Source organism: Synechococcus lacustris str. Tous (genome assembly GCF_003011125.1).
GTDB lineage: Bacteria > Cyanobacteriota > Cyanobacteriia > PCC-6307 > Cyanobiaceae > Synechococcus_D > Synechococcus_D lacustris.
Window position 1 is genome coordinate 19,694 of the sequence record NZ_PXVC01000006.1, and the last position, 23,892, is coordinate 43,585.

The following is a 23,892-nucleotide window of genomic DNA, read 5'->3' on the forward strand; positions in this document are numbered from 1 at the left end:
GGTCAATCCACCAGTGAAAACATCAGTTCTCCGGAACACACCAAAGCACCATCAACGGTTACCTCGGCATGCACTTTGCCAAAACGCTTGCGTTTGAGGCTGAGCAACTCGCAGGTGATTAGCAACTGATCCCCCGGCACTACCGGACGGCGAAACCTTACGGCGTCGATACCTGCAAACACAAAAAGACCCTTGGGTAGATCTGGCATCTGGGTAACTATCAAACCACCAACYTGAGCCATCGCCTCAACGATCAAAACCCCTGGCATCAATGGGCGCCCAGGGAAATGGCCCTGAAATTGTGGCTCGTTGATAGTTACATTCTTTAAAGCCACTGCCCGTTTGCCAGGTTCATGCTCAAGCACCCGATCCACTAGGGCAAAYGGATAGCGATGGGGCAGCAAATTGAGGATCTGTTCACTGCTGAGGCTGGTGGGATCAGTGCTGGTCATTCGGTCAATTTGAGGTGTAGGGCAGCGGCCAGCTGGGTGTGTAGGGCGTGGGAACCGCGATAGGCCATCACTTGGGCTTGGGGTAAACCAACCAAGGCCAAATCGCCAATTAGGTCTAAAAGTTTGTGCCTAACCGGTTCATCAACAAAGCGCAGGGGGGGATTAAGCCAGTTCTCACCATCACAAACCAAGGCATTATCCAGGGCGCCCCCCTTAATCAAGCCYGCTTTCAACAACATCTCCACCTGGTCGCGAAAACCAAAGGTGCGGGCCGGAGCGATCTSCTCCACAAAAGCAGCSGGGGTTAGCACTATCGAAAACAAYTGTTTGCCGATGGCGGGTTGGGGAAATTCAATTGCAGCGCTCAGTAGCAATTCAGCACTTGGCAGGGCAGCAACAAAACCCTGGCCCTGCTGMAGGGTGATCGGCTCAGCCAGCCCAGGCAGGGGTKGCCTGGGGCCCAAATCARTTGGCAGCGCCTCYGCAATGGCCTCAACCCATGGCAAGGCGGATCCATCGAGCAGGGGCACCTCCTCGGCATCGAGCCAAATTTCCGCCTGGGTGATACCAGTGCCMGCCAAAGCTGCCAGCAGATGCTCCACCGTTGCCAGGTGGCGATCGCCAAGGCGCAAGGAGGTGCAAAGGCGCGTGTCTTGCACAAGGCTGGGGTTTAGCAATTGCGCTGGATCATTGGGCCGATCCAGCCAGCCCACCCGCAAACCAGGCGCTGCACCTGGTTGCAAGCGCAAGGTGCAATTAGCGCCGGAATGCAAGCCGATGCCRYTSCGCTCAACCGCATTCCGCAGGCCCCAGCAACGGTTGTAGTTAGTTGGCCACTGCACCTTTAGAACTTAAAGCCAACGCCAACATTGAARCGCCAATTGCCGGTTAGATCCTGGCTTGCCACCTCAAGGCGCAGGGGGCCCACCGGAGTGGTAACAATCACACCGGTACCAATGGAGAAACCCTGGCCGGTTTTAAGCAATAGGCCGCCCGGATTACCTGGCACTTGGTTCTGGCTGCCAAGGGTGGAGCCGGCATCGATAAAGAACTCACCACTRATGATTTTAAAAATCGGAAAGCGGTATTCAATTGTTCCTTCRATGTAACTGCGACCCACACCCAAGTCGCAGTCGTAATAACCACGCACTGAGTTGCTACCGCCCAAACAAAATGCTTCATAGGGGGGGAGACTGCCGGTTACATTGCCAGCGGATAACTGGAAAGCAATCGACTGGGAGCAATCTTCTGGCTCACCTTTCTTAGGCCTRCAACCTTTATATAGTTTGAKATAATTAACGGGTATAAAGTGGGTGGCGGAAGCCCGCTGACGGTTGAAGGTGGGTGAATTTTCACCAACACTTAAATACTGTTCAGTGCTTGCGGTGAAAAACGTGCCGGAACGGGGATTCTTATTATCATTTAGGGTGTTATAAGAAACSGCAAATCTCCCCCCCACCAGTTGGTTTTTACTGGCGCAATTRAAACCAAGGCAAATGATTTCATCCRWAKYGGCATAGWTATCACCRWYSYTAGTGAAWGGAGCGGCRCCATATTTACGCTGGGTGCTGAATCCATTCATTGTTGTTACCTCCTGACCACTTAAACCAAATATCATCGTCCATAAATTGCGCCTATAGGGATCACCACCCCGYAAGGGGCGCACRTACTGRAGGTTTGCACCGGYGCGYTGAACCCTCACCAAATCCCCTTCCGCTTCATAGAAGTTGTAACCATTGAAGTAACCAAATRCCGCAGCAGCAGTGCTATCAAAACCGATATCTTCTACATTAAGAACTAAATTATCAGGGCGACCAAAAGCKCGATTCAAATAAATAGCTTGGGCAAGGTTAACCGAAGTGGCCGGTGGTTCATAAAAGCCGCTTATGGTGCGGATAGCGCCATTATTTTGGCTTTGAAATGCTTGTGGTATCTCCCTACTTAAGAAACCCTTTAAGCGCAAACTACTGCGGTTTGGATCATCCTTTAGCCAGGGAATCTCAAAGCTTAAATCCGCCAAAGCGCCATACTGGCCATAGGTAAAGTTCAAACCTAAGTTCCAAGCATTACCCCAAAGATTATTTTCCTGTAGCTGGATTTGGCCAAACAARCCCTGGTTTTGGCTAAAGCCAACACCGCCGGAAAGGGAGCCGGTTGATTGTTCGGTAACACCCAAAACAATTGAAACCTCCCCTGGCTTGCTGGGGTTTGGCTTGAGCGTTACCTTCACATCGGAAAATAAACCGGTGGCATAAAGGCGTTTGATATCGCCTTCTAACTGGCGGCGATTAAACAACTTGCCGGGCCTGAGGGATATTTCTCGGCTCACTACCCAGGGCTTGGATTTGCCCTTRATCGGCTTGCCTTTTTCRTCGGTTGCATCACCATTWGCATTAAGGAATTGCACCTCAATGGCCTCTACGGTGCCCTCTCGCACCGAAAGCTCCACCACCCCTTCTGGGCTAACCCTGGTGGGACCGCTGATGCGGGCTAAGGAATATCCCTGCTCCGCATACCATTTCTGCAACTCCACCATGCGGCGGTCGAGGCTTTTTAGGTTCAGGGTGCGGCCGTAATCAGAGGCAAAAACATCATTTATGCGCTCTTTTGGCAATAGCGCCTTGGGGTTATTGAGTACAACCTCCTTCAGCACTGGATTTGGGGTTACGTTCACCACAAGGCGAACCCCTAGGGGGCCGTCTGTGGGTTGRATACGCACATCGCTAAACCAGCCGGTGGCGTAGATAGCTGCTAARTCTGTTTTAAGGGCGCTGCGGCTGGTGCTTATGCCTGGCCGCACCGTTAGGGAGTCGTATACAGCCCGCTCTAATCGTTCCTTATCGGGATGATCYTCAAGGCCAACAACTGCCACTTCGCTAATTAAAACCTTTGCTTCTCTTGCACTGTTGGCTTCGCTCGCGCTGTTGGAATCGAGTTGTTCCGATGCAGGGATAGCTCCCTTGGKCTGGGCTTGAGCTGGGTTAAAGCTTCCRATTGCAATTAAACCCGCCCCTAGCAATGGAGCTGAAAAACMGCCAAACAACAGGTTCTTCCATAGGCGGGCTGAAATCAGCTGGGAACTACCTATGCCCGAACTACCTATGGCCATGKTGAAGTTACACAAGCGGCAATCTCACCGCRTATGCGGGGAACTTACCGGTAATGCCTAGGGGTTGGCCCTAACCCTTGGACCCGTTTGAGTACCTCCCCATAGGCCTCCACAACTCCGCCYAGATCCCTGCGAAAACGATCTTTGTCCAAAATGCGCCCCTCCTTTTCAGCAATTGCCCGCTGATCCCAAAGCCTGCAGGTGTCTGGGCTGATCTCATCGGCAAGCAACATGGTGCCCCCAGGTTTGCGACCAAATTCCAGCTTGAAATCCACCAAAGTGATCTCGATGGCAGCTAACAACCCCTGCAAAACAGCATTCACCTGGCGGCTAAGCGCTTCCAACTGAAGCCGCTCCCCTGGGCTAACAAGCCGTAAAAGCTCAAGGCGAGCCTCCGTGAGCAAGGGATCGCCCAGCTGATCATCTTTGTAATAGAGATCCAAAAGTGGCGGCTCCAATGGCGTATCAGGCGCTATMGGCATTTGTTTACAAAGGGATCCCGCCGCTAAGTTGCGCAACACCACCTCTAGGGGAACGATCTTCACCTCCTGCRCCGCCATCCAGCCGGGCTCAAGGCAGCCCAGGTAGTGGCTGCAAACCCCACGGGTTTCAAGCGCCTCAAACAACCTGGCGGATATTTCCCAATTCAACAGGCCTTTGCCCCCCAGCTGGGCTTTTTTCTGRGCGTTAAATGCAGTGGCATCATCTTTGAATTGCACTGCCACCACCCCTTCACGGTTGGTGCGAAAMACTTTTTTTGCYTTGCCTTCATGGAGCAAGGCCCCGATCTCAAGGTTTGTCATGGGCGCAGCGGGGAGCGAACTGGTTGATCAAGCAATTGCGCTAAGCGATAACGCACAAGTTCCAGTTCTAGGGCCCCATCTTTCGTTCTAAAGGCCAAATCCTGCAAAGTAGGCACCACTCCAGAAGCAGAATCACTGCGATATTCCCTCCATAGGCGGCTCAACTTGATGGCCTCCAACTGGGGTGCGGTGATCGGTGCCCGCGGTTGCCAGCGGGSACCCGTGATTGTTTCTTGCTGCAATTGATCCTCCAACAAAAGCCGGCGAGCCTTTAAATTGCGCAACTCTTCAAAACGGCTGCGCAAGCGCAATTTATCCTCCTGTTCATGCAATTTATTCAGGCTAAGCAAACCTTTTTCCGAGCGGCCAAAGGCCATTAGCGYTCGMATATTTGAACCACGGGGATCCAATTGCCGCTCCAAGAAAAGCAACCGCTCTTCCCGTTGCAATGCCTCTGGATTGAGCTTGCCACTGGCTAGGTCTTGGCTTACTTCCAGATTTAATTGCTCCCGTTCTTGCAACTGCTGCACCAATTGGCCGAAAASACTTAGGCCCTGTTCTTTTTCCTTTTCCGTAATCGCTAGGGATGCCARGGCATCTGTCAATTCTTTACTCACCTTGCTGCGCCGCCGATCCCCCAGCTGCCTTGGCAGAAGCCCAAATTGCGCTGGTGCAAGTTTCCAGCTTTGGTTTCCAGCCACCAWCTGGCCGGCTGTTGCTAAGCGCAGCCGTTGCAAATCCTCAAGTAGGGCTGGCAGTGAAAACAAGCCTGGGTAGGGATCAAAGCCCAGCCGTTGTTCAAAGCGTTGTTCAAGTTTTTCCTCTTGGCGTAAACGTTCCAATTCAGCTTGTTCCCGCAATGGGGTGAATGCTTCCCAAGCACTACCCCCCAGGGGGGGATCGGCAAGCAACTCACGCTGGCGCCTATCTATGGCATCCAATTCCCGCAGTGGATTGCCAGCGCTGCTTTGTAGCGCCTGGCGATTCACCCGATCCAGCAGCCAAGGATCATCAGCCTGGCGGGCTTGGTTTTCTTGATCCGCCAACACATCCAGCAACCGCTCGCGATGGTTGATCTGCTGAGCCARCCGTTTAGCCAGTTCAAGCCGAGCAAACGGAACAGCTTGATTTRCAGCTGAAACCGGCTCTGTGTTTAAAGCCARAAGGGCCGACAGCAGYGCCCCCTTACTCAATTCCAATGGTTCTTGGCGGCTGAGCAGCCGCTGGGCCAAGGGCGGGTTGCTGCTGCCATCAGCYATGCGTGCCACTAGGGCCTGCCTCACCCCCATGGCATCTTCCAAGCGACGGGCCARGCGTTCCTGGCGGTTGGTGGTTTGAGCCGCAGCAGCACTATTGCCGCTTGCCAATTGCAAAGCCCTCTGCTGCATCAGCAATTCAGCACTCACGCCCCATGCCTCAGCGAGGGCCGATTGGTTCAGGGCACTTGGTATCAAACTTTCAGCCCGCTCCGCTTCGCCGCCCTTAACAAGCAGGCGCACTGCATCAAGCTTGCGGCCAGCACTAACCGCTGGGGAGGGATCGGGCTCCATAAGGAGGCCAACAGCTTCAGGTAAGGCGTCTATGGCTTCCAATTGCAATACCTGCTGTTCAAGCCCAGAGCGCTGGCTTTGAGCTAGGGGCAATAGCTGGCCGGCAAGAACCTGGGGGTTCCCTTTGGAAAAACGCCTTAAGGCAAGTGCCGCCCTGCGATGGTTCARGGCAGCGTTMGCGGCTTGCCATTGCAGCAATAGCCATTGCTCCCTTGGTTTGCCCACGGCTGGGCTAACGCGATTGAGCACCTGCAGTGCTGCCTCCGGCGCTTTGCAGGCCAGCAGTGCTTTGGCATCAGCTAACACCACTGCCAATGAATGATCATCGGCGTTGATTTCCAGCAAACGCGGCCGCAATAAACGCAAACGCTCATCAAGGCCCAGGGCTAGCGCTTCCCCRCARCCCTCCTGGAGTTGCTGGCGATCGCCTTTTTGCAACAGCAACTCAAATTCCTCCACCGAGCTGGCACCAGGGGGGAGAGGGGGGGCAGGCCTGGGAGCTTTTGCCAGCAGACCACCTGCCAACACCCAAGGGACCACAGCCGCGGTAATAGTGAGGAGCAATGGCTAGATGGAGCTCCGGGCAAGTATGGCTGTGGCGCGAATTTTGGTGGTGGGCTCCGGCGGTAGGGAAAACGCCCTGGCTTGGGCWTTAAGCCGCTCGAAAGGGAATCCSCAGGTGTGGCTTGCCCCTGGCAATGGCGCCAGCAACTGGATTTCTGGGTGTGAAACGCTTCAGATCGCCGCAACAAATGCAAGTGGCCTTATCGCTGCCTGCGCCACTCATCAAATCGAATTGGTGTTGATCGGCCCAGAGGGGCCATTGGCCGCTGGCCTTGCCGATGAGTTGCGAGCAGCCGGGTTAGCCGTGTTTGGCCCAGGGGCAGACGGTGCTCAATTAGAGGCAAGCAAACAATGGGCCAAACAACTAATGAAGGAGGCGGGTATTCCCACTGCCGATTTCTGGGTGGTGAATAGCGCCGAGGAAGGCTGCCAAATCACAAGGCAACTCAACCGCCCCCTTGTGGTGAAAGCCGATGGACTGGCAGCAGGTAAAGGTGTAACCGTTGCAAATAGTGTGGCCGAAACGATTGCAGCAATTGAAGCTTGCTTCTCAGGCCGTTTTGGTGCCGCCGGCGATCGGGTGGTTTTAGAGGAAAGTTTGAGCGGTCCAGAGGTGTCGGTATTTGCCCTCACCGATGGCAAGCAGCTGTTGCTTTTGCCCCCAGCCCAAGACCACAAACGTATTGGTGAAGGAGACATTGGAGCAAACACCGGCGGCATGGGTGCCTATGCCCCTGCCCCTTTATTGGATGCAGCTGGCCTAGAGCAAGTGCGTGAACTGGTGCTGGAGCCGGTTTTAGCTGCYTTGCGCCAGCGCGGCATCAGCTATCGGGGGGTGCTCTATGCGGGCCTGATGCTCACGGCCACWGGCATCAAAGTGATCGAATTCAATTGCCGCTTTGGTGATCCTGAATGCCAAACGCTGATGCCTTTGMTTGAAGGCGATCTAGCTGGGGTTCTGYTGGCCTGCGCCGAAGGCCGGCTTGAAAGCGCCCCAGAATTAACCGTTAAATCCCTYTGCAGCGCCTGTGTGGTGGCTGCCGCYGCAAATTATCCAGAGGAACCACGCTTGGGTGATCCCATCATTGATTCCCAGCAAGAGGGCCCTAACCCTGGCAACCAAAACAGCCAACTGTTCTATGCCGGAGTGCARGCCAGCAGCTCTGGCCCATTGCTAACGAGTGGCGGCCGGGTGCTGGCGGCCGTGGCCCAGGCTGCTGATTTCGATGCTGCTTTTAAAGCTGCCTATGAACGRCTAAGCCAAGTGCAGTTTTYTGGCATGCAGGTGCGGGCCGACATCGGCCATCAGGTGAGGCAGAACTACCGATAGCCACAACTAACTAGGCTTAAGCCCTTCAATACTTAGTCCCCTGACCAGCACCGCCCGCCCAAGTTTGCTGGAAGCAATCGCCAGATGGTGGCAAGAATTCAGCCTGCAAACCAAATTATTGGCGGTGGCCACCTTAGTGGTGAGCCTCTTGATGACAGGTCTTACCTTTTTCYCCCTCAATGGCATCCAAAAGGAAGCCCGCATGGGCGACACGCGCTATGCCAGAGACCTTGGCTTGCTGCTAGCCAGCAATGTGGTGCCRTTGGCAGCGGAGGGKCACGACAGGGAATTAGCACGGGTAACTGAGGAGTTTTGGCGCACAAGCCGCAGCCTCAGATACATCTTTTATGCCGATCCTGAAGGGGTTATCTATCTGGGAATTCCMGTTAGCAAAGTTGATGGTGGCAATGATTTATTGCTAAGCCGCAGGCTTGAGTTACCCGCTGATCTACAGCAAAGGCCCCAGAACCCCYTRATTCGCCAACACCTAACCCCAGATGGTTTGGTAACCGATGTGTTTGTGCCGATGCTGGCTGGCGACCGCTACTTGGGGGTAATGGCCCTTGGCGTAAACCCAAATGAAGCGGTGCTTGCCAGCGCTGCCCTCACAAGGGATGTAACGGTGGCGGTTTTTGTTTCTATTTGGGTGTTGGTGATTCTTGGCGCAGTATTTAATGCCCTCACGATTACCCGGCCTGTTAAGGAGCTTTTAAAAGGGGTTAGGGCTGTGGCAGAGGGTGATTTCGGCACCCGCATCGCCTTACCAATGGGTGGAGAGCTGGGGGAGCTATTGAATGGCTTCAACAACATGGCCACCCGGCTGCAGGCCTACGACGCCGCCAATATTGAAGAGTTAACAGCGGCCCAGGTAAAACAACAATCCCTAATTGCAACGATGGCCGATGGGGCATTGCTACTTGATAAGGAGGGAAATGTGGTGCTCTCAAATCCCACAGCCCGCCGTTTATTTCGCTGGGAGGGYAGAAATCTAGAAAACGTTGATTTATTAAAATTACTTCCAGATAGCCTGGCGATGGAATTACAAGAACCGCTTGAGCAGATGCTTAGCGGTAAAAGAGAYAACGCTGAATTGCGTTGCGCCATGGGTGAACCGGCGCGCACCCTGCGGCTCGTACTCCAGGCGGTRCGCGATGGCAGCGGCGAATCATTAAAAGGCATCGCAGTTACCGTGCAAGACCTCACAAGGGAGGTGGAATTAAATGCAGCCCAAAGTCGCTTTATAAGCAACGTATCCCATGAATTACGCACACCCCTATTTAATATAAAAAGCTACGTTGAAACCCTCCACGATATGTGGGATCAACTAAATGATGATCAACGCCAGGAGTTTCTATTCACTGCAAATGCGGAAACCGATCGCCTAACAAGGCTGGTAAAYGATGTGCTTGATCTCTCAAGGCTTGAATCCGATCGGGTTTGGTCTTTTGAACCAATGGAATTAGATACAGCGATTGAACAAACCCTGCGCAGCTATCGCCTCAATGCCCAAGATAAAGGTGTGAGCTTGGAACTTGATCTATCCGCTGACCTGCCAAGGGTGAGGGGAAATTACGACATGATGCTGCAGGTTTTTGATAATYTGGTTGGCAACGCGCTTAAATTCACMCCCCCGGGCGGAATGGTGCAACTAAGGGCTTACCCATGGCCCGATACCTGCCCGGTGCAGCAATCMGACAACAGCTCTCCCCTACCTCGCATCAGGGTAGAAATTGCAGACAGTGGTAGCGGCATCGGCGAAGATGATTGCCGCCAGGTATTTGAACGCTTCTTCCGGGTTGAAAACGCTGTGCACACCGAAGCTGGCACCGGCCTCGGCCTATCAATTGTGCGGGGAATTCTCGATAAACACGGCACYCAAGCAAGAATAGTTAGTGAATTGGGCACAGGCACAACATTCTGGTTYGAGCTRCCCCTTGAGCAATCGGACGGYGACGARGTAATGCTATCAAAAACAAGCAATAATTAAGTAWTAATCAAAGGCTTTCATTGTCAACCCCACGGGCAATGCGGGCCAATTCGCTGCGCTCATCCGTTGTAATTCGATGGGGAACACCACTAATTATTCTTTCAAAATTGGCAAAGGAATCTTTAATCTCAGGGCCATTTCCTGTGATYACGAATTCACGTATTGCCTTGTCGTGCCAGGAACCACGCATTTTAAACACGTTTAACGCCCGAGACATCTCACCGCGAATTTCCACATATTGGAGGAGAAGTATGGTGTCTGTGATTGTAGAAATATGGGAATCTGTAATCGAATGACTCCCCATAAATTCTTCRGATGTATTTGTGAAGAAGCCYGCAATCTCCTCCTGTTTTGCATAACCGGTAACCCCGATTACAAACTGACGGAATGCATTGTGGCTAATGCCACGGGCCAAGGCAGAGAGGGAATCAATCGCCATTCGAGATGGCTTGAATTGACTAATTTCAGTTTTTATGATTTGCAAATGATCTTCCAAACCAGTGGATTCTGGGTAGGCGCAGATGATTTTGAGCATGCCGTCTGATTCCATCTGCTCAAAATCGATCCCCCAACTGGTTGCATTGCGCAGCAGCTGGGCCCGCGACTCCTCATAGGCAAACAAAATTGCTCGCTCTTTATTAACGCAGGCATTTTCTAGAAATTTACTCACCAGCAATGTTTTTCCTGTTCCTGTGGCACCTGTGGCCAGGATTATTGAATCCTTGAAGAAACCACCACCACACATTTCATCTAATTTTGGCACCCCGGAACTAATTCTCACATTTGAAGAACGCTGGGTAAGCCGCATTGCTCCGAGCGGGAAGATACTGATGCCATGCACACCCATGGTGAAAGGGAATTCGCCTTTCATGTGCGTTGTGCCCCGCAGTTTGAGAATTTCGCAGGTGCGCCTACGCCGCTCTCCCTCTAGTACATTGCGCAAAATAACAACATTATCCGACACGAACTCCTCAACTCCATAGCGGGCGATTGGGCCGTATTCATCTATTCTTTCAGTGGTCATAACAGTTGTTACACCAATTTCTTTTAGCCTGGCGATCAGGCGAAAAATCTCGCGCCGCACAACAGAAACCGCATCATATTGCTGAAATACGGCAGTGATGGAATCAATCGAAACACGCTTGGCTTTATATTTTCTAATCGCATAGTTAATACGCTCAATCAACCCTGAAAGGTCGAAGCTGCCAGCCACATCCTGACCCTCTGGATCCGGAGAAGCATCTAAAATAAATAATTTATCATTATCAACCATAGACTGCAAATCCCAACCAAAACTGGCSGCATTTCGCAAAATATCGAGCGGTGATTCTTCAAAGGTTACGAAGATTCCCGGTTCATCAAAATGCTTGATTCCGTTATATAAAAAGTGCAATGAAAATACTGTTTTACCGGTGCCAGATGTGCCGCTGATCAAGGTGGAGCGGCCTATGGGTAGGCCGCCGTGGCACACATCATCAAAACCTTCAATCCCCGTGGCCAGCTTTTGCACCTGGCTGAGATGGGTTTCGGCTGAACTTTGGAACATGGGTGAACTGCTCATTGCTTGAGGTTATTCAGAAACTTCATCAAAGGAATATCCATCCGCATCATCGGAGAGCTCTTCATAGAGAAGGTCGAGGCCAATTAGCACCCGTTCTCGATCTGAGAGGTCGCCGATAATGCGKCGCACTGGAGGGGGAAGGATTTTTGCAAGCGTTGGGGTGGCGAGAATCTTGTCCTCCTCCGCCAATTGGGGTTGCTTGAGCACATCGATCACCTTGAGGGCATAAACCCCACGGAACTCGGTTTCAAGGATGTTGCGCAGGGTTTTGAGGGCCCGCATTGAGTTTGGCGTGTTTCCAGCCACATAAAGCTTGAGGATGTAGGTCTTACGGGGGCTCATGAAGACTCCTCCTGAAGTCGGTCCGCTGCCTTTGAACGAGCAAAGCTGCCCAAAGGCTCGGGGGGAATRGAACGGCGATACATCTCACAAAGGTGAGCCATCACGTCGAGCAAAGCAAGGCGGTAGTCCTGAAGGAACTCRCTCTGATGTCCCTCTACACGTAGCTGCTTAGACCAGCCATCGATCAGATTCATATGTATTTCAACAGCCTTTGTAATCGRCAAATCACTAAAGAATGCTGTGTTTACGAAGCTTTCAATYGCTTGGTTAGCAGCGGCCGGATCTCTGAAATAACTCAGCAACAGGTCGCGATAGCTGCGTTTTAACGATTGGATCAATTCGCTTTGCTCAGCATCGCTGAGGTTGCGYAAAAACAGCTGGGGGTCGCGCTTGTAATACACCCCAAGGAAACCAAGCCGCTCCTCCAACCGCTGCGATAAACGCCAAGCCCCCTGGGCGTGGTGATCCTGCTGGGCCGTTTTTAAAAGCCGTTTTTCCAGGAAATTGCAAACGGCCGCATCCAAGCTGTAGGGCAGCTGGGCCAATTGATCGGCTGGCAGATGCAATTCAGCTTCGTGGTAAGTGGTTTGGCCGTTTACGGCACCAATAACCACCGCGGGCAACATCAGCCCCTGGGCCCGCAATAAATCAAGGCTGCTGCCATCGAGCACGCCCTGTTCAATCAACACCCCATCCAAGCCATCCCAGCAGCTCTGCAGCTCCGCCAGCAACTTGCCTGGGTCTGTGGATATGGGCCTGATGCCATAGCGACCCTCCCCTAGGCCCAGGCGACAGGAATCGAGCAGCAGCTCGTTCTGCAACAAAGCACCAATCACCAGTTCAGGAACCTCCATGCCCCCCAGTCTTGACGAAAGCAAAAGCGATCTGGGAAGATCTTTGTTTGTTTTCCAATTGGCGTTGCCCCAGGCCCAAAATGAYCGCTTGGTCTGCCTGAGCAATGCTGGAGTTCAGCCATGACCAACAGCCCATACGCCATTGTTGAGGCCTCAGGCCAACAATTTTGGCTCCAGCCCAATCGTTACTACGACATCGATCGCCTAGCGGCTGATGTGGATGCAGTAATCACTTTAAAAGAGGTGTTGCTGGTTAACGATGGCAAAGCCACCACCTTGGGCAAACCCTATGTGGCGAACGCTGAGGTGAGCTTGAAGGTGATGACCCACCGCCGCGGCCCCAAAATAATTGTGTACAAGATGCAAAAGAAGAAAAAAACACGCCGCAAGAACGGTCACCGCCAAGAACTCACCMGGGTRATGGTTGAATCGATCACGGTGGGCGGCAAAAGCATCGCCTGATTTGGTAYYRGGTTGGCAAAYAGGATTGCTAGCCGCTGTTTTAATCCGTTCTAGAATCTGYTYYAAATACTTTCCGCACCCCCCAACCAGCAACTCCCCATGGCCCACAAAAAAGGTACCGGTTCAACCCGCAACGGTCGCGATTCCAATTCAAAAAGACTTGGTGTTAAGCGATACGGCGGCGAAAAAGTAACCGCAGGCTCAATCTTGATCCGCCAACGGGGCACCTCCGTGTTGCCCGGCTTAAATGTGGGCCAAGGGTCAGACGACACCCTTTTTGCCTTAATTGATGGTGTGGTGAAATTTGAAACAATCCGCCGTTCCACCCGGGAACGCAAGCGCATCACCGTTGCTCCCTTTTAAARACCTGTTGGCCCACAACCAAACAGCCCAAGAGGGTTARCAACATAACAACTACACTTAAAATTGATGGATTTTTACTAACTTCCATCAATTCAAAGGGCACACTAATAACTARAATTGTTAGYAGCAGCTTTTCACCCCAAGCTTTTTTACGYAAGGTTCCTATGGCAGCCAAGCTGATTAAACAGGCGTAGATCCCWGAAAAGATRGCTATCTGCTCTAATTTTTCAGGTCCWGCAGCCATYCCTTTTTGCGCCATCCCTAGTARTATCCGTTGATTTGAGCCTGATARTTGTTGAACYAACAGGGGTAATTCGTCATAACGGAARCTCCCCACCATGGCGGATAAGGATACAAAAAACAGTAAAATTGCTAGAAGGATTTTTTTGAGAATAATTAGGTTGAGCAACATTAGCGCAGGCCGTAAATGCGGGCAGTAATCAGATAGGGATGGAACTGTTCCAAATATAAATCTTGCAATGTTTGAAAAAATTTCTCAACCAGTTCAGGCCCATCAAAATGGAACGGGTATTCGCCATTAAACCCCTTAAAGAAGTACCAATTCATTAATGCAGCACCAGTTTTTGCTTTTAATCTTTTAGCAAATAGTTCTAATTGCAGCGCCGGATCAGGCAGATGCTCTAATACATCCAAACAAACTAAACTATCAAATTGCTCTGGTAATTCCGGCGCCGTTAAATCCCGCACACAGCGCAATTTATGGGCCAAGCCAAGGCTTTGCGCCCGTTKGCTTACAAAATCACGATTCCAGCCATTGAGATCCACCATCCACACCTGTTCCACCTGGGGCAACTGGGCCGCAGCCAGGGCATGGCTACCGATACCACCACCAAAATCAAGATGTTGMCCCTTTGCAATCAATGCCTGCAAACGGAGGGTATCGGCAATATATGCAGCGCTATTGAGATGCCAGGCGGCTAATTCATAAAGATGGCCGTCCCCCACCTCAGTTTCGTAAAAACTTTCCACCTCCTTAACTAAAGCCTCCGCCTTGCAGGCAAAGGCCCCTGGATGGAGTGCCGCAAGGGCCTCTGTGCTGCAGGGCAGCCTTGCCTCCAAGCTGCTTTGCCCAATCTGCAAAAACTCTGCAAGCTGGCTTTTTAAGGCAAAGCCATCCCTTAAGAAATCGCCAATGCTYGGGTGATCAACYACCAGGCCGCAAACCGCAATCCCCCAACTTAGAGGGATGCAACCATGGCAAAACATATYTAATCCGCTTGCGCCMAACCCCAGCCAGTTCCTGCGGATTTCTGGTGATCGACAAACCCGCCGGCTGCACCTCCCACGACTGCGTTGCCATTGCCCGTCGCATGCTCGCCATTCGCCGCGTGGGCCATGGCGGCACCCTTGATCCTGCCGTTACKGGTGTTTTGCCCCTGGCGGTGGGTCCTGCCACCCGCTTGCTGCCCTACCTAGATGGCACTAAGGCCTATGTGGGTTGGATCCAATTGGGAGTTAGCACCAATAGCGACGACCTCAGCGGTGAATTAATCCAGCAAACCCCCTGGCCAAAACTTGAGCGGGCTGCCCTGGAGGATGTGTTGCTGAAATTTTGCGGCGAACAACCCCAGCGACCGCCAAATATCAGTGCTGTWCATGTGGATGGCGAAAGGGCTTACAAAAGGGCCCGCCGCGGAGAGCAGCTGGAAATTGCTCCCCGCATGGTGTGYATCCATCATTTGCAWTTAATAGATTGGCAAGCTGCAGAGGGCCGCTTTGCCATTGAGATTCGCTGCTCCGCYGGCACCTACGTGCGTTCCCTAGCGCGGGACATTGGCGCAATGCTTGGCTGTGGCGCTGCCCTGGCTGAATTGCGTAGAACCGGCGCCCTTGGCTTTGAACTTCACCAGGCGATCCCCTTAAACCAATTAACCCCCCAAACGCCCCTTGTGGATCCCCTCATCGCCCTGGGCCAAAAGCCTCGCCGCCAATTAAGCCATCAGGAGTGGCAGGGTTGGTGCCGCGGCCAAAGGTTGCAACCCACTGGCGCTGCTGATTTGAACGGCACTGAGGTGGTAATAATCCTGCGGCCCGATGGCAGCTTGGCGGGGCTTGCCCACCCCACCAGCTCAGGGGAACTCCAACCACGGGTGGTATTTGATGCCGCCGGTTAAACACAAACAGCCGRGCGATCCGCTAAYACCAAACAATTTGGGTGGCCTTGCAACCAACTGGCGGGCACTAATTGTTGGGGTGGTTCCTGCAACACCCGGCGCAGCACAGAACTTTTGTTTGCACCAGTTACCACCAGTAGAACTTCTTCTGCCGCCAAAATATCGGCYAAGCCCAAAGTAATTGCCCGCTCTGGCACAGCCTTTGCCTCCCCTCCAAAGGCAGCGGCATTTTGCTGGCGGGTGGCATCGCTCAGCTCCACACACCTACAGGGTGCAAAAGCATCACAGGGGGGTTCGTTRAAACCCACATGGCCGTTTTCACCAAGACCAAGCAATTGCAGGCCAAGGCCATKGGTTTGCACCTGCTGGCGATAGCGCAGGGCCTCGAGATGGGGGTTTGGGGCCAAGCCATTGGGCAACTGCATGCGCGCAGCTGGAATCGCTAATGGCTCCCCCAAATATCGGGCCATATAGGCAGCAAAAGAGCGGGGATCATCGGGCCCCAAACCCACGTATTCATCAAGGTTGAAACTGCGCCAATGGCCCAGGGCATTGGCGCCTGCCTGCTGCAATAGGGGCACAAGCCATTGATAAACAGCAACCATGGTGCGCCCGGTGGCTAAACCCATGGGTGCTCGTTTGGGGTCGAGCAAAACCTCAGCCAAAATGCCGGCGGCCCTTTCAGCCACCGCCTCAGAACTATCGAATACCTCGAGCTTCATGGAGCTGGCGGCGAGTTTGGCCAATCGGCGRCGCTGTAGGGCTCAAGCCTTGTRCCGCTGTAGTAGTGGCGCAAGATGTGGCTAAATTCTTGCCCCTGTTGGGCCATGCCATAGGCCCCCCATTGGCTCATGCSCACCCCATGGCCGTAGCCGCGGCCGATMGCCAATAGCCGCGGMGCTGGCGGCAAGCCGAGCCAATCGCCAAGGGCCTCAAGGGGAGCCGGTGCCGGTGGCGCTTGTTCAAATTTCACAAAGGTGCTGCGCAAGCCGAGTCGAGCCCGCAATTCCCCTGCACCCAAGCGCAGTTCCCCCTCTGGCCCYCGCACTAAAACCTTTGTAAGCCTGCCGGTGCTGGTGGTTTGCAGCGGCTGGATGCTGTTAACGCCTCCAATTTCCCGAAATGAATTGAGCAAGCTGAGCTCATCCAGGGGTTTTGTCCAGCGAAATACGGGGCTGCCCTGGTCGTAGTCGGCCACACTTTTTAGGTAGGGCAACTGACGGGGCCACACCTCGCCGCTGTTTTCGGTGTAGCCCCCACTGCTGCTGTGGAACACMGCATCGATCACGCGATTGGCATAGGTGAGCACAAGGCTGCGGGTGCTGTTTACCGCTTGCCTGGTGCTATCKGTTTCGGTTTCCAAACCCCGATAAACCTGGCTGCTAACCGTTGCCTTGAGGTCGTAAGGGGCCTCGGGGCGCAGCTGGCGAAGGGCATAGCTGCGGGCCGCCACCGACTGCACCCTGAGGGCCTCCAGGGGCCACTGGGGCGGCATTTCCGCCCCCACAACACTGGGTAAATAACTTTCGATGCCAAGGCGATTGATCGCCTGCAGGCGGCCCTTCTCAAGCCGCACCAGAAGTCGACCCCGGTAGCGCCTTTGTTGCAACCAAAGGCTGTCGTTTGGTGGTTCAGGGCTAATCCATAGCTCCGAGATCGGCCCGGCTGGCAAACCTGCAATTTCGTTGCCTTCCACCCGCAGGGTYAGTCCCCCCGCCACRGCKCCAAGGGAGCGACCATTGCCTGCCTGCAGCACCAGCCTGCCCTCCGCTGGGGATACCCGCAGGGCAGCAGCTTCCTCCACCAGCACCCGCACCTCTGGTTCCYTCACCAAGGCGAAGGGAAGCAGCAGCGCCATCAAAAGGGGGGAATTCCAAGCCATCTAGCTGGGCAGAGTTGCTTTGCCGTGGCACCATCAAAGCCGGCGCCGGTCGATAACGCCATTGCAGATCACTTTTCTGGGCACTAGTTCCGGAGTGCCAAGCCGCAGCCGCAATGTTTCTGSGGTGGCTGTGCGCTTGCCCCAGCGCTCCGACCTGTGGCTGCTCGACTGCGGCGAGGGCACCCAGCATCAATTCATGCGCAGTGATTTACGGGTATCGCAGCTGCGGCGAATTTTTATCACCCACATGCATGGCGACCACGTATTTGGGTTGCCGGGTTTACTGGCAAGCCTTGGCATGGCAGGTAATTGCCCAGGGGTAGACCTCTACGGCCCGGCCCCTTTGGAAGCATTTGTGCTCGGTTCCCTGCAGCATTCATCCACCCGCATTGGCTATCCGTTGCGATTTCACAAAGTTGAGGCAGCCGCCAGCAGCGGCGCCCCTTTGCTCAAAGACGGCGACCTAACGGTGCGMTGCGCCCCMTTAACCCATCGAATTCCAGCCTTTGGTTATCGGCTCCAGGAAGAGGAACGCCCWGGTCGTTTCAATATCAACCAAGCCAGGGCCCTCAATTTGCCCCCAGGCCCTTTATTTGCCCGGCTTAAGGCTGGGGAAACGGTGAGTTTGGCGGATGGYCGTGTAATCAGGGGGGCAGACCTCTGCGGMCCCGTGCAAGCGGGGGTTTCCATGGCCTATTGCACCGACACGGTGTTCAGCGAAGCGGCTGTTCAACTCGCCAAAGGGGTAGATCTCCTAATCCACGAGGCAACCTTTTCCCACCGCGACGCGGAAATGGCCTACCAACGCCAACACTCCACCAGCACCATGGCGGCCCAAACCGCTGCCGAAGCAGGGGTTCACCAGTTGGCACTAACCCACCTAAGCCCCCGCTATGCCCCAGGCAACCAAGAAAATGCCGAGGATTTATTGCGGGAAGCACGGGCAATTTTTCARAACACCTTGCTTGCTAAAGACTTCCTAACGCTCGAATTAAGCCCTGGGGCCTGCAACAGTGTGTGAGTCACCRGGCTGATTAGCGCCTTTGGAGTGGTTTTGCGTGATACAAGAGCTCAGGAGTCCGTAACGTTGCCCGCTTCCTCCATGTCGACTGTTTTTCAGGGTTTGCGGCGCCTAGCCGTGYTGCTGTTGCTTCCCGTTGTTCTGTTATTGCTGCCCAGCACTGCTGCGGCCCTGCAATGGGACKCTGCAACCCTCACCGTACCGGCAGATCCCAATGGCACTCAGATCACCTTCAGTGAATCTGAGATCAAAGCGGGCCGCAAAATTTTCAATACCAGCTGCGGCACCTGCCACGCCGGCGGTATCACTAAAACCAACCAAAACGTTGGCYTAGATCCAGAAACCCTTGCCCTTGCCACCCCTCCAAGGGATTCCGTGGCGGCATTGGTGGATTACATGAAAGATCCCACCTCYTACGACGGTGAGATGTCTATTGCGGATCTGCACCCCAGCCTTAGGAGTGCCGATGTTTTTGTGCAAATGCGCAACCTCACCGATGAAGACCTACGCCGCATGGCTGGCTACATCCTTGTTGCACCAAAAGTGCAGGGTTTGCAATGGGGTGGCGGCAAGATCTATTTCTAAATAGGTTGTTTTGCTGATTTAYTGCTGATCCGGGTTTTCCCGGCGGCTRTACCACCAYTCCTGCAATTCAGGGCTGAGCCTTTCGGCAAAAAGCGTGAGCACAGCTGTGGTGGCCCGCAGGCCTGGCTGMAGCAGCTCAACCGCATAGGTGGGGCAACGCCGGGCCGCCAGGTCGGGCACAAACCTTTTACCCACCCGCCGCCAACTTGGTTCCTTGCTGCGCCATTGCAACCGGCAGCAGGGCCAYGGCAGCTCCTCRCGATCAAACAACCGGCAGCAGGGCCCGATCACCCGAAAGGTATACATACCACCGGGACTYGGTTGCTCACTGCCGTTTGGCAATAAACGGTTGTGGCTTGGGGGCACCGGTGCAGGCACTTAGGCGAAATGAGGGGTGAAAAGGCTAAAAAAAAGCCACCCCCGCAGGGGTGGCTGAGCTTGAAGCAATAAACAGCTCAGTAGAGCTCTTCTTCTGAATGGGTTTTGATCGTGCAGTCGCTGGTGGGGTAGGCCACGCAGGTGAGCACGAAGCCAGCTTCGATCTGGTCGTCGTCTAGGAAGCTTTGATCGCTCTGATCAACGGTTCCAGCGGTGAGTTTGCCGGCGCAGGTGGAGCAGGCTCCAGCGCGGCACGAATAGGGAAGATCGATGCCCTGCTCCTCGGCTGCGTCGAGGATGTACTGGTCATCAGGTACTTCAATGGTCTTGTTCAGGCCCTCGCTTTCGTTAACGAGGGTGACCTTGTAGGACGCCATGGCAATGAAGGTTTCTCAGGTCCACGGCGAACCGGGCCTGTAGGGGCTCGACCTTTGTACACCTAACTGCCGCCCCTAGCGGCCACTAGCTGGGAAGGCCAATGCTTTCCGCAACTTGTATAAGTGAAATTTATCAATCAAAAACTRCTATCGGCGGATTTCCAGCAGGGCCCAACGGGATTGTTCTGCAGCCAAATGGCACTGCCAGCCCATGGTTTTCAATTGCTGCGCCAAAGGTTCCACCTGTTCCACCAATAGGCCGCTGAGCAAGCCAACCCCCTCTGGCGCAATTAATTGCTCAAACCATGGGGCGAGCTCAGCCAACACCGGAGCRAGGATGTTGCAAACCAGCACCTGGGCYCGGCCRTGGCCGAGCAACTGCTTCAGTTCAGGCGCTGAACCCAGCCGCACCTGGAGCAACTCCCCCATGCCATTGAGGTTGGCATTGGTGTTGGTTGCCAATATCGCCAGGCTGTCGATATCGGTAGCCACCACAGAGCCCGCCCCCAAGGCCAGGGCAGCTAAACCGAGAATGCCGCTGCCGCAGCCCAGGTCGGCCACCAAGCCCCCCGCTAGAGGCAAACGCTCCAGGCTTTGCATGCACAAACGGGTTGTGGGGTGACTGCCCGTGCCAAAAGCACTGCCTGGATCCAACAACAGCACCTGACGGTTGCTGAATTCCTCAGGGCATTCCAACCAAGCCGGCAGGATCAACAGCCGTTCCCCCACCGGGTCGGGCTGCCAATGCCGTTTCCAGCTATGGCTCCAATCCTCCTCCGCCTGTTGTTGCCAGCTCAAGGGGGGCAATACCGCGGCAAATGGCTCTGCCATGGCYGCAAGGGCTTCCCCAAGCCGCATTCGCTCGCCATCGGGCCAATCCACAGCCGGCAGCCAGGCCACCAGGGTGCGGTGGCTTGGCTGCTCCGGCTTGAATTGAATCGCCACCCTTGAGATGCCAAGGGTTTCAAGCCGCCAAATCAACGACTCTTCMAAATCGCCAGAGGGTTCAATCTCCAGCCTCCACCAGCTGGGGGATGGCAACGAAGTCATTGTTTAAAGGGTGACCGGATGGGCCTCCTGGATGCCATTGATGGCATAGATGCTGGTGAGCAAACTCGGTGGGATTGGGTCATCAAGGCTCAGCACCATCACCGCATCGCCCCGCACGATGCGCCTACCCACCTGCATCGAGGCGATATTYACGTTGTGCTCGCCGAGCAGGGAGCCGAGGTGGCCAATGATGCCAGGCATGTCCCGGTGGCGGGTAAAMARCATGTGCCGGCTGGGGGGCACATTGAGGGGGAATTCATCGATGCTGGTAACACGCAGTTCCCCATCGKCAAACACCGCACCGGTAACCGTGTGGCTGCCCTGGGAATTGCGGCAGGAAAGCTGCAGGGAGCCGCCGGCAAAATCACGGCTGGCATCATCTTTAATCTCGAGCACATGAATGCCGCGGCCTTTCGCCTCGAGGGCTGCATTCACGTAGTTGATTTTATCGCCCAAGGCCGAGCTCAATARRCCCTTTAGGGCTGCCACCACCAAGGGTTGGCTGGGATGTTCAGCAAATTCCCCTTGTAGCCGCACCTCTAATTCCTGCACCGAACCCCGCGAGAGTTGGCTGAGCAATAAACCAAGGGTTTCAGCCAGCTGCAAATGGGGTTTGAGTTTTTCCATTACCTCAGGCGTGAGGCCAGGAATATTCACAGCACTGCGGGCCGGTAGGCCCAAAAGCACGTCGCGAATCTGCTCAGCCACATCAACGGCCACATTCACCTGGGCTTCTTCCGTTGATGCCCCCAGGTGGGGAGTGAGGATCAAACGTTCGCCAACGCTGCGCAGGGGCGAATCAGCCTCCAACGGTTCTTGGGCATACACATCGAGGGCCGCACCGGCKATCACMCCATTTTTTAAAGCCTCGGCCAGATCCGCCTCGGCAATGATTCCACCGCGGGCGCAGTTAACCAACCGGGCCGTGGGCTTCATCTTGGCCAGCARGGCGGCGTTAACCAAATTTTCGGTTTCGGCCGTGCGGGGCAGGTGCAGGGTGATGTAATCGGCCTCYTTAAAAAGCGGCTCCAATGGGCTGAGCCGCACCCGCAGTTGTTGGGCCCGTTCATCGGAAATGAAAGGGTCGTAGGCGATKACCTCCATGCCCATGGCTTGGGCAACCCTTGCCACGTGGGAGCCGATCTTGCCTAAGCCCACCACACCGAGGCGTTTTTTATAGAGCTCATTGCCCACATAGGTTTTGCGGTCCCAACCACCTGCGGCAGTGCTGCTGTGGGCRGCTGGGATATGGCGGGAAAGGGCCAACATCATTGCCAGGGCATGCTCAGCGGCGGCAATCGTGTTGCCCTCTGGTGAATTCACCACGAGCACACCGTGCTTGGTGGCGGTAGCCACATCAACGTTGTCTACCCCCACGCCAGCGCGGCCRATGATCCGCAACCGTGGTGCTGCCTCGATAATTTCCGCCGTTACCTGGGTGCCAGARCGAATCATCAGGCCGTCGTAATCGGCGATGATCTGCTTCAGCTCCGCTGCTGGCAGGCCCGTGCGCACATCCACATGGGCTACCTGCGAGAGAATATCTATCCCCACCTGATCGATGGGATCCGACACCAAAACTTTTGTCATCATCCGCGGGGGCATGCGGGGGTGCAGTGTAGAGACCGCTCCTAATCCTGCAAAAAAGCGATGGCCCTTAGCGTGGCGGTGGTGCTTGAAAGCCTCGAACGGGTAGAGGAATTGCAGCAACAGCTGAATAAACATCAGTTGGATAAACAGCAAATGCCCCTAAAGCTGCAGGCCGTTGGTGCAGGGGCCCTAGATCCCAAAAGCCTTGGCGCCCTAAATCCMGCCCTGGCGCGGCAGGCCCGTCAACGCAGCATGGTTCGCTGGCTGCTGCCATTTGGCTTTGGCGCCGGCGTGATGTTCACCTTCATCACCAACCTCGACACCTTTGCTTTTGCTGGCCCCCTCGGCCAGCCATTGATCGGTGGCCTGCTCGGTTTGGGGTCGGGATGGATGGGTAGTTTTGCCGCTGCCGCCAGTGTTACCAGCGATGGCGACGATCAGGTGCGCACGGTGCGCAATCGTTTAGACGAGGGTTTATTGGTGCTGCTGGTGGAGGCAGCACCTGGGCAAAACATTCCCTGGGGCCTAWTCCAAGCGGCAAAACCGCGCTTGGTGGTGCGGCTCAAGGAGGATTAATGCTGCCCACCCGTGAGCTGCTGGCAGGGGCCAGCCACCCTGAGGCCCTCAGCCAAGTGCTGCAGCTGGCTGATGTTTGTGTGCGCACCTTCCAACCGCAATGGAGTGGTTTTTTGGGGGCGCCAGARCGGGAGGAATGTTTTGCTCGCCTAGCTCCACTTGTTGAATTAAAACTATCCAGCAGYGGTGGCTTCCCCCAAGCAGAACGCCAACGCTTGCTGCTTGAACGCAGTCAAGCTCACCTTGAGGAAAGCGCAGCGGCAGCACCTTTGAAGCTGCTGGAAATAAGCGGMAATTTTTTATTCGACCCCGCTGAAGCGATCGATTTTCGCCAGGCATTGCTGGAGCAGGGAATAGAGGCAAAAGATTTGGGTGATGCCCTAGTTCGGGGCGATCGGGGTGCCYTGGTGGTGGTGAGCTTGGAGGCGGCCAGCAGCTTGATAGGAAAACCGCTGCAGGTGCGCACCATTGCCTGCCTTGTGGCTGAAACCAGCTGGGAACGCTTGCCTAATCAACTGCCAAAAGAAAAGCAACTMACCACTGTGGAGGCTTCCTTAAGACTTGACGCTGTGGCATCAGCYGGCTTTGCCATTTCGCGCAATCGCATGGCCGATTTAATCCGCCAGGGCAAGGTGCGGATCAACTGGAAAGTRATAACAAACCCAAGCCGTGAATTAAAACTTGAGGAGAGGGTGCAACTGGAGGGCCGCGGCGAGCTGCGCTTAGCAGGGGCAATGCTCACAAAAAGGGAGCGCTGGCGCCTCTCACTKGTGCGCACGCTTTAAACRAACAAKCTGCATCCAAGGCAAGTTGTAGAGAGCAAAATGTTAGGTTCGCTCTTCTAGGGCGATTAGCTCAGAGGTAGAGCACTACCTTGACACGGTAGGAGTCACTGGTTCGATTCCAGTATCGCCCATTCAA

General features: G+C 54.6%; 25 protein-coding genes and 1 tRNA gene. 10 read left to right on the forward strand and 16 right to left on the reverse strand.

The genetic code is table 11. The features are described from left to right. Positions 1 to 2: 2 nt before the first annotated feature. Genes fabZ through C7K08_RS02745 form a run of 5 tightly spaced genes read right to left on the reverse strand, consistent with a single transcriptional unit; the run spans position 3 to position 6,478 of the window. On the reverse strand, positions 3 to 452 hold the full coding sequence (gene fabZ / locus C7K08_RS02725) for a 3-hydroxyacyl-ACP dehydratase FabZ (protein ID WP_106499120.1): 450 nt from the start codon (positions 450 to 452) through the stop codon (positions 3 to 5). Further along, on the reverse strand, positions 449 to 1,294 hold the full coding sequence (lpxC, locus tag C7K08_RS02730; protein ID WP_106499121.1) for a UDP-3-O-acyl-N-acetylglucosamine deacetylase: 846 nt from the start codon (positions 1,292 to 1,294) through the stop codon (positions 449 to 451). The genes fabZ and lpxC overlap by 4 nt, the downstream gene beginning before the upstream one ends. Positions 1,295 to 1,296: 2 nt before the next feature. Next, positions 1,297 to 3,561, reverse strand: a complete 2,265-nt coding sequence (locus C7K08_RS02735; protein ID WP_106499122.1) for a BamA/TamA family outer membrane protein — start codon at positions 3,559 to 3,561, stop codon at positions 1,297 to 1,299. A 44-nt stretch (positions 3,562 to 3,605) separates the two neighbouring features. Then, positions 3,606 to 4,364: a phosphoribosylaminoimidazolesuccinocarboxamide synthase gene (gene purC / locus C7K08_RS02740; RefSeq protein ID WP_106499123.1), complete on the reverse strand. Its 759-nt coding sequence runs from the start codon at positions 4,362 to 4,364 to the stop codon at positions 3,606 to 3,608. Further along, positions 4,361 to 6,478: a hypothetical protein gene (locus tag C7K08_RS02745; protein WP_133165144.1), complete on the reverse strand. Its 2,118-nt coding sequence runs from the start codon at positions 6,476 to 6,478 to the stop codon at positions 4,361 to 4,363. Before C7K08_RS02745 ends, purC begins: the two co-directional genes overlap by 4 nt. A gap of 7 nt (positions 6,479 to 6,485) precedes the next feature. Between C7K08_RS02745 and purD the strand changes: the two genes are divergently transcribed. Both purD and C7K08_RS02755 read left to right on the forward strand, forming a co-directional pair. Continuing rightward, a complete protein-coding gene (purD, locus tag C7K08_RS02750; RefSeq protein ID WP_241536987.1) occupies positions 6,486 to 7,808 on the forward strand; it encodes a phosphoribosylamine--glycine ligase in 1,323 nt (440 codons plus the stop codon). Between the two features lie 40 nt (positions 7,809 to 7,848). Next, a complete protein-coding gene (locus C7K08_RS02755) occupies positions 7,849 to 9,795 on the forward strand; it encodes a HAMP domain-containing sensor histidine kinase (protein WP_106499126.1) in 1,947 nt (648 codons plus the stop codon). 7 nt (positions 9,796 to 9,802) lie between these two features. On the opposite strand, the gene kaiC is transcribed toward C7K08_RS02755, so the two are convergent. The 3 genes from kaiC to C7K08_RS02770 are packed head-to-tail and all read right to left on the reverse strand — an operon-like array spanning position 9,803 to position 12,552. Continuing rightward, positions 9,803 to 11,341, reverse strand: a complete 1,539-nt coding sequence (gene kaiC / locus C7K08_RS02760) for a circadian clock protein KaiC (RefSeq protein WP_106499127.1) — start codon at positions 11,339 to 11,341, stop codon at positions 9,803 to 9,805. A gap of 24 nt (positions 11,342 to 11,365) precedes the next feature. Next, positions 11,366 to 11,698, reverse strand: coding sequence for a circadian clock protein KaiB (gene kaiB / locus C7K08_RS02765; protein WP_106499128.1), 333 nt, complete (start codon positions 11,696 to 11,698; stop codon positions 11,366 to 11,368). Then, positions 11,695 to 12,552, reverse strand: a complete 858-nt coding sequence (locus C7K08_RS02770) for a circadian clock protein KaiA (protein ID WP_106499129.1) — start codon at positions 12,550 to 12,552, stop codon at positions 11,695 to 11,697. The genes kaiB and C7K08_RS02770 overlap by 4 nt, the downstream gene beginning before the upstream one ends. A 120-nt stretch (positions 12,553 to 12,672) precedes the next feature. Between C7K08_RS02770 and rplU the strand changes: the two genes are divergently transcribed. Together rplU and rpmA are read left to right on the forward strand one after the other, a co-directional pair. After that, positions 12,673 to 13,014 (forward strand): 50S ribosomal protein L21, encoded by a 342-nt coding sequence (gene rplU, locus C7K08_RS02775; protein ID WP_106499130.1) that lies wholly within the window; start codon positions 12,673 to 12,675, stop codon positions 13,012 to 13,014. Between the two features lie 99 nt (positions 13,015 to 13,113). Further along, positions 13,114 to 13,377, forward strand: a complete 264-nt coding sequence (rpmA, locus tag C7K08_RS02780) for a 50S ribosomal protein L27 (protein WP_106499131.1) — start codon at positions 13,114 to 13,116, stop codon at positions 13,375 to 13,377. On the opposite strand, the gene C7K08_RS16770 is transcribed toward rpmA, so the two are convergent. Together C7K08_RS16770 and C7K08_RS02790 are read right to left on the reverse strand one after the other, a co-directional pair. Beyond that, a complete protein-coding gene (locus tag C7K08_RS16770; RefSeq protein ID WP_106499132.1) occupies positions 13,358 to 13,789 on the reverse strand; it encodes a DUF2127 domain-containing protein in 432 nt (143 codons plus the stop codon). The two genes, rpmA and C7K08_RS16770, sit on opposite strands and share 20 nt — an antisense overlap. Beyond that, positions 13,789 to 14,478, reverse strand: a complete 690-nt coding sequence (locus C7K08_RS02790) for a class I SAM-dependent methyltransferase (protein WP_241536989.1) — start codon at positions 14,476 to 14,478, stop codon at positions 13,789 to 13,791. Before C7K08_RS02790 ends, C7K08_RS16770 begins: the two co-directional genes overlap by 1 nt. Positions 14,479 to 14,651: 173 nt before the next feature. Here C7K08_RS02790 and truB point away from each other — a divergent pair, with 173 nt between their 5' ends. Further along, the gene (gene truB / locus C7K08_RS02795; RefSeq protein WP_241536990.1) at positions 14,652 to 15,512 is read left to right on the forward strand and encodes a tRNA pseudouridine(55) synthase TruB; all 861 of its coding nucleotides are present in this window, start codon (positions 14,652 to 14,654) and stop codon (positions 15,510 to 15,512) included. Here truB and C7K08_RS02800 read toward each other — a convergent pair. Together C7K08_RS02800 and C7K08_RS02805 are read right to left on the reverse strand one after the other, a co-directional pair. Beyond that, complete coding sequence (locus C7K08_RS02800; RefSeq protein WP_106499161.1) at positions 15,509 to 16,234, reverse strand: glucosamine-6-phosphate deaminase; 726 nt, start codon at positions 16,232 to 16,234, stop codon at positions 15,509 to 15,511. The two genes, truB and C7K08_RS02800, sit on opposite strands and share 4 nt — an antisense overlap. Further along, the gene (locus C7K08_RS02805; protein WP_106499134.1) at positions 16,231 to 17,394 is read right to left on the reverse strand and encodes a SpoIID/LytB domain-containing protein; all 1,164 of its coding nucleotides are present in this window, start codon (positions 17,392 to 17,394) and stop codon (positions 16,231 to 16,233) included. The genes C7K08_RS02800 and C7K08_RS02805 overlap by 4 nt, the downstream gene beginning before the upstream one ends. Before the next feature lie 61 nt (positions 17,395 to 17,455). Here C7K08_RS02805 and C7K08_RS02810 point away from each other — a divergent pair, with 61 nt between their 5' ends. Further along, the gene (locus tag C7K08_RS02810; protein WP_106499135.1) at positions 17,456 to 18,415 is read left to right on the forward strand and encodes a ribonuclease Z; all 960 of its coding nucleotides are present in this window, start codon (positions 17,456 to 17,458) and stop codon (positions 18,413 to 18,415) included. A gap of 81 nt (positions 18,416 to 18,496) precedes the next feature. Then, the gene (gene psbV, locus C7K08_RS02815; RefSeq protein ID WP_106499136.1) at positions 18,497 to 19,000 is read left to right on the forward strand and encodes a photosystem II cytochrome c-550; all 504 of its coding nucleotides are present in this window, start codon (positions 18,497 to 18,499) and stop codon (positions 18,998 to 19,000) included. Positions 19,001 to 19,018: 18 nt separating this feature from the next. Here the strand turns inward: psbV and C7K08_RS02820 are convergent, their stop codons facing one another. From C7K08_RS02820 to serA, 4 genes are all read right to left on the reverse strand, one after another. Next, positions 19,019 to 19,306 (reverse strand): hypothetical protein, encoded by a 288-nt coding sequence (locus C7K08_RS02820; RefSeq protein WP_241536991.1) that lies wholly within the window; start codon positions 19,304 to 19,306, stop codon positions 19,019 to 19,021. 149 nt (positions 19,307 to 19,455) lie between these two features. Beyond that, positions 19,456 to 19,755, reverse strand: a complete 300-nt coding sequence (locus C7K08_RS02825) for a ferredoxin (protein ID WP_106499138.1) — start codon at positions 19,753 to 19,755, stop codon at positions 19,456 to 19,458. A 147-nt stretch (positions 19,756 to 19,902) separates the two neighbouring features. After that, positions 19,903 to 20,805: a 50S ribosomal protein L11 methyltransferase gene (prmA, locus tag C7K08_RS02830; RefSeq protein ID WP_106499139.1), complete on the reverse strand. Its 903-nt coding sequence runs from the start codon at positions 20,803 to 20,805 to the stop codon at positions 19,903 to 19,905. A 3-nt stretch (positions 20,806 to 20,808) separates the two neighbouring features. Further along, positions 20,809 to 22,395 carry a phosphoglycerate dehydrogenase gene (serA, locus tag C7K08_RS02835; protein ID WP_106499162.1) on the reverse strand — a complete coding sequence of 529 codons (1,587 nt, stop codon included), beginning with the start codon at positions 22,393 to 22,395 and terminating at the stop codon, positions 20,809 to 20,811. A gap of 60 nt (positions 22,396 to 22,455) precedes the next feature. Between serA and C7K08_RS02840 the strand changes: the two genes are divergently transcribed. The 3 genes from C7K08_RS02840 (at position 22,456) to C7K08_RS02850 (ending at position 23,887) form a co-directional block, all read left to right on the forward strand. After that, positions 22,456 to 22,971, forward strand: coding sequence for a hypothetical protein (locus C7K08_RS02840; protein ID WP_106499140.1), 516 nt, complete (start codon positions 22,456 to 22,458; stop codon positions 22,969 to 22,971). Further along, on the forward strand, positions 22,971 to 23,756 hold the full coding sequence (locus tag C7K08_RS02845) for a photosystem II electron transport protein, Sll1252 family (protein ID WP_106499141.1): 786 nt from the start codon (positions 22,971 to 22,973) through the stop codon (positions 23,754 to 23,756). Before C7K08_RS02840 ends, C7K08_RS02845 begins: the two co-directional genes overlap by 1 nt. A gap of 59 nt (positions 23,757 to 23,815) precedes the next feature. Beyond that, positions 23,816 to 23,887 (forward strand) — tRNA-Val (locus C7K08_RS02850). The last annotated feature ends 5 nt before the right edge of the window (positions 23,888 to 23,892 follow it).